Here is a 5,057-nt window from a genome sequence, read left to right on the forward strand (position 1 = left end):
TCTTAAAACACCACAGAATAAGTGGTGTTTTTTTATACCATATAAGTATATCAATAAAAGCGCAGTTGGCAGTTTTGTCAGGAATAAACCATGATTAGTGTGAACCGATCTGTATGACTATAAAGCAGGGATTGCGATGACGTTGGCCGAATTAAGAAACCTCTACCGCGACAACAAGTTGGTTGAGGCGATCATTGAACCTTCCAGTGAAGAAGGGACTTGGATCGTGGAGTTTAGACATGAGCGTGGTGGCTTCGTCCCTTTGACGGACGCTCATGGTGAAGAGTGTCATTATGTGGATCTGGATATGGCGTCCAAATCTGCGATGGCGGTGGGCTTTAAGCAGGTCAGGGTGGAAGCCAAGTAATCACCCGGCCAATTAATGCCCGTTCTTTACACCCAAAAGTTATAAAACATTCTCTTCTATTCTTTCTTGTTATTAGCCTCAGTGGTTAATCTATCGTCACGCAATGAATAGGGATGTCGTGACAATGTCTTCTAACGGAAACACGAAACTACAAGAACTGCCAGCTATCGCCAGCCCGCTGAATGATCAGCAGCTCAGTCAGTTGCAGCATACCGTGTCTGAACTCTCTCCACAGCAACTTGCCTGGGTAAGTGGTTACTTCTGGGGGTTAAGCCAGTCACAACCTGCAGCAGCTGCAGCACCAATCGCTCAGGCGGCGGCTGCTGTATCGGCTAAGCCGGCAGGAAAACTCACCATTATATTCGCTTCGCAAACGGGTAATGCCAAAGGAGTGGCTGAAGCGCTGGAACAGGAAGCCAAGTCAGCCGGAATCCAGGTTGAGTTGTTTGATGCCAGCGATTACAAAGGAAAGAACCTGGCGAAAGAGACCCATGTCATCATCGTCGCGTCTACCAACGGTGAAGGCGAAGCACCGGATAACGCGATTGAACTGCACGAATTCCTGCAGTCAAAAAAAGCGCCGAAACTGCCGAATCTGCAATACGGCGTGATTGGGCTGGGTGACTCTAGCTACGAATTCTTCTGCCAGACAGGTAAAGACTTTGATACCTATCTGTCCAAGCTTGGCGCTACCGCCTTTATCGATCGCATTGATTGTGATGTCGACTACGATGTTCCGGCAGCCGAATGGCGCCAGAAGGCGTTGGAACAAGTTAAACAGGCCCTGGCATCGACCGAAGCAGAAATTGTTCAGCTTCCGGTAGGGCTGAGCGCTGCGACCCCTTCTCAATACAACAAACAGAACCCATATACCGCAACGCTGCTGACCAATCAGAAAATTACTGGCCGCGACTCGGGGAAAGACGTACGCCATATCGAAATTGATCTGGATGGCTCTGGCCTGAGTTATCAACCGGGCGATGCACTTGGCGTTTGGTATGAAAACAGCTCGGAGCTAGCCAATGCTGTAGCGGCAGCGGTTGGTCTGTCCGGCGTGGAAAGTGTGGATGTCGATGGCGAAAGCTTGTCCCTGCACAGCGCGCTAGTGAGCAAGTTTGAAATTACCGCTGCCAACCCTCAGTTGGTGACAAAGTTTGCTGAGCTGTCTGGCAGCAAAAAGCTGCTCAAGCTGTTGGAAGATAAAGATAAACTGCGGGCCTACGCAACCAACACTCAGATTGTGGATGTGCTCAGTGAGAAGAAAACCAAGCTCAGCGCTGAGGCATTGATTGGTTTGTTGCGCCGCTTGACTCCGCGCTTGTACTCGATTGCTTCCAGTCAGACTGAAGTGGAAGAGGAAGTGCACCTGACTTTGGGCGTGGTGGAATACGATCACAGTGGGGAAGAGCGCCTTGGTGGTGCCTCCGGTTTCCTGGCCCGTCGTCTGGAAGAGGGCGGTGAAGTTAAAGTGTTTATCGAAAACAACAACAACTTCAAACTGCCGGCGAGTGATGATGCGCCCGTGATCATGATCGGTCCGGGTACGGGCATCGCCCCTTTCCGTAGTTTTATCCAGGAGCGGGACAATCGCGATGCCAATGGTAAAAACTGGTTGTTCTTCGGTGACCGCACCTTTACACAAGATTTCCTCTATCAGGTGGAATGGCAGAAGTACCTCAAGTCTGGCGTCCTGAGTCGTCTTGATGTTGCGTTCAGCCGTGATCAGCAGGAAAAGGTTTATGTACAACACCGTATTCTGGAACACGCCGAACAGGTTTGGCAGTGGATTCAGGATGGCGCTTACCTTTATGTGTGTGGCGACGCGACTCGTATGGCGAAAGATGTGCATGAAGCCTTGGTCGAAGTGGTGGAACAGCAAGGCAAAATGTCACGTGATGATGCTGAAGAATTTATCAATGATCTCCGTAAAGCGAAACGTTATCAAAGGGATGTGTACTAATGAGTGAGAAGCAGGTTGTATTAGGCGAAGAGTTAGGGCCACTTTCTGATAACGAGCGTCTAAAAAGAGAAAGCAACTTTTTACGCGGTACGATCGAGCAAGATCTGCAGGATCGTATTACGGGCGGCTTTACTGCGGATAACTTCCAACTGATTCGTTTTCACGGTATGTATCAGCAGGATGACCGGGATATTCGCAACGAGCGGGCTAAGCAGAAATTGGAACCGCTGCACAATGTCATGCTGCGCGCGCGTATGCCGGGTGGCATCATTCAGCCTAAACAGTGGCTGGCCATTGACAAGTTTGCCTCCGAGCACTCTCTGTACGGCAGTATTCGCCTTACGACTCGACAAACGTTCCAGTTTCATGGGGTGCTGAAACCCGATATCAAACTGATGCATCAGACGCTGAACAGCATCGGTATCGATTCGATTGCGACGGCCGGCGACGTCAACCGCAACGTGCTGTGTACCAGTAACCCGGTTGAGTCTGAATTGCATCAAGAAGCCTATGAGTGGGCCGCTAAGATCAGTGAGCATCTATTACCCAAGACAAGAGCGTACGCAGAGATCTGGCTTGACGGTGAGAAAGTGGAAACCACCGATGAAGAGCCGATCCTAGGCAGCAATTATTTGCCGCGTAAATTCAAAACGACGGTGATGATCCCGCCGCAGAATGATGTTGACGTGCACGCGAACGATCTAAACTTTGTCGCTATAGCTGATAACGGCAAGCTGGTGGGCTTTAATGTCCTGGTTGGCGGTGGTTTGGCTATGACGCACGGCGATACTTCGACTTATCCGCGTCGCGCCGATGACTTTGGCTTCATCCCATTGGAGAAGACACTCGATGTGGCGGCGGCGGTTGTGACCACTCAACGTGACTGGGGTAACCGCTCTAATCGTAAGAATGCGAAAACCAAATACACCCTAGACCGTGTTGGTAGCGATGTGTTTAAGGCGGAAGTAGAAAAGCGTGCCGGTGTTACGTTTGAAGCCAGTCGTCCTTATGAATTCACGGAACGTGGCGACCGTGTCGGGTGGGTTGAAGGGATCGATGGTAAACATCACCTGACTCTGTTTATTGAAAATGGACGCCTGCTTGATTATCCGGGGAAACCGCTAAAATCGGGTGTGGCTGAAATCGCTAAAATTCACCACGGCGATTTCCGTATGACGGCCAACCAGAATCTGATTGTGGCTGGAGTGCCTGCCGAACAAAAAGCGCAGATTGAACAGATTGCGCTGGAGCACGGGTTGATGGATGCCAGTGTCAGTGAGCAGCGCAAAAACTCCATGGCTTGTGTCGCTTTCCCAACTTGCCCGCTTGCGATGGCGGAAGCCGAACGTTTCCTGCCGGAGTTTGTTACTCAGGTAGAAGAGATTCTTGAAAAACACGAGTTACCCAAAGAAGACAACATCATTCTTCGGGTAACGGGGTGTCCCAATGGCTGCGGTCGAGCGATGTTGGCGGAAATTGGATTAGTGGGTAAAGCGCCTGGCCGTTATAACCTTCACCTTGGTGGTAACCGTGCCGGGACTCGAATTCCGAAGATGTATAAAGAGAACATCACCGATCAACAAATTCTGACCGATATTGACGCCTTAGTTGGACGTTGGGCTCAAGAGCGCAATCCGGGCGAAGGTTTTGGTGATTTCACCATTCGGGCCGGCATTATTGAAGAAGTGGTCAATTCAAAGAGGGATTTCCATGCTTGATTCAGTTGCAACTAAGCCTCAGTTAAGTGAGCTGTTGACACTGACCAAAACCGAGCAAACGCTCCGTTTGGCCGAAATCAATATGCAGCTTGAACAATTGACGGCAGAACAAAGAGTAGCGTGGGCGCTTGATAATCTGGAGGGGCAGCACGCAGTGTCGTCCAGCTTTGGTATTCAGGCTGCTGTAATGCTGCATTTAGTGTCTAACGTAAAAGCCGATATTCCGGTGATTCTGACCGATACCGGGTACCTGTTCCCACAAACTTATCGCTTTATCGATGAGCTGACAGCTAAGCTGGGGCTGAATCTCAAAATCTACCGCAGTGAGCAAAGTCCGGCATGGCAAGAAGCGCGCTACGGTAAATTATGGGAACAGGGTATAGAGGGGATAGAAAAGTACAACAAGCTTAATAAAGTGGAACCGATGCGTCGGGCTCTCACTGAGCTGAATGTTGGTACTTGGTTTTCCGGACTGCGACGGGAACAGTCCAAGTCGCGCCAGAATTTACCTGTGCTCTCGATCCAAAATGGTGTGTTTAAGTTCCTGCCTGTGATTGACTGGACAAATAAAGATGTCCACTACTATTTAGAGCAGAATGGTTTGTCCTATCACCCATTGTGGGAGGAAGGGTACTTGTCGGTAGGTGATACTCATACCACCAAAAAGTGGGAACCTGGGATGAGCGAAGAAGAAACCCGTTTCTTTGGCTTGAAGCGTGAATGTGGTCTTCATGAAGATGATGGAGAGCAATACGGCTCAGGGATATAACCGTGACATTCATAAAGGCCGCGAAAGCGGCCTTTTTTTATGCCCAAAAAGACTCTTTGTGGATAACTTTGTGAATATGGTGTCGGTTTTTGTGGGGTAAAGTTGAATAAATAAGCCTTTGATTGAAATCTCATCGTTTAAGCGTTGTTTTTGCAATTTTTTCAAAATAACGCTTGCCAACGTGATGGCGATCTCTATAATGCCTCCTCGTCGACAGGGCAAGGCCTCACAAGGGTTCGAAGG

Annotated in this window: 4 protein-coding genes and 1 pseudogene; 4 read left to right on the plus strand and 1 reads right to left on the minus strand. The window is 49.6% G+C overall.

Annotated features, from left to right (window positions below):
* The first annotated feature begins 136 nt into the window (after positions 1 to 136).
* From CAG65_RS03395 to CAG65_RS03410, 4 genes are all read left to right on the plus strand, one after another.
* Positions 137 to 367, plus strand: a complete 231-nt coding sequence (locus CAG65_RS03395; RefSeq protein ID WP_021707451.1) for a hypothetical protein — start codon at positions 137 to 139, stop codon at positions 365 to 367.
* Between the two features lie 103 nt (positions 368 to 470).
* Positions 471 to 2,327: an assimilatory sulfite reductase (NADPH) flavoprotein subunit gene (locus CAG65_RS03400; RefSeq protein WP_161452178.1), complete on the plus strand. Its 1,857-nt coding sequence runs from the start codon at positions 471 to 473 to the stop codon at positions 2,325 to 2,327.
* Entirely contained in the window at positions 2,327 to 4,045 is a 1,719-nt protein-coding gene (gene cysI, locus CAG65_RS03405) for an assimilatory sulfite reductase (NADPH) hemoprotein subunit (RefSeq protein ID WP_161452180.1), read from the plus strand. Before CAG65_RS03400 ends, cysI begins: the two co-directional genes overlap by 1 nt.
* Positions 4,038 to 4,814 (plus strand): phosphoadenylyl-sulfate reductase, encoded by a 777-nt coding sequence (locus CAG65_RS03410; RefSeq protein WP_021707454.1) that lies wholly within the window; start codon positions 4,038 to 4,040, stop codon positions 4,812 to 4,814. The genes cysI and CAG65_RS03410 overlap by 8 nt, the downstream gene beginning before the upstream one ends.
* A 9-nt stretch (positions 4,815 to 4,823) precedes the next feature.
* Here the strand turns inward: CAG65_RS03410 and CAG65_RS22155 are convergent.
* Positions 4,824 to 5,057, minus strand: a pseudogene (locus tag CAG65_RS22155) (hypothetical protein); the annotation flags it as partial.

Origin of the sequence: Vibrio sp. V39_P1S14PM300, assembly GCF_009904765.1 — a bacterium.
GTDB classification, from domain to species: Bacteria; Pseudomonadota; Gammaproteobacteria; order Enterobacterales; family Vibrionaceae; genus Vibrio; species Vibrio proteolyticus.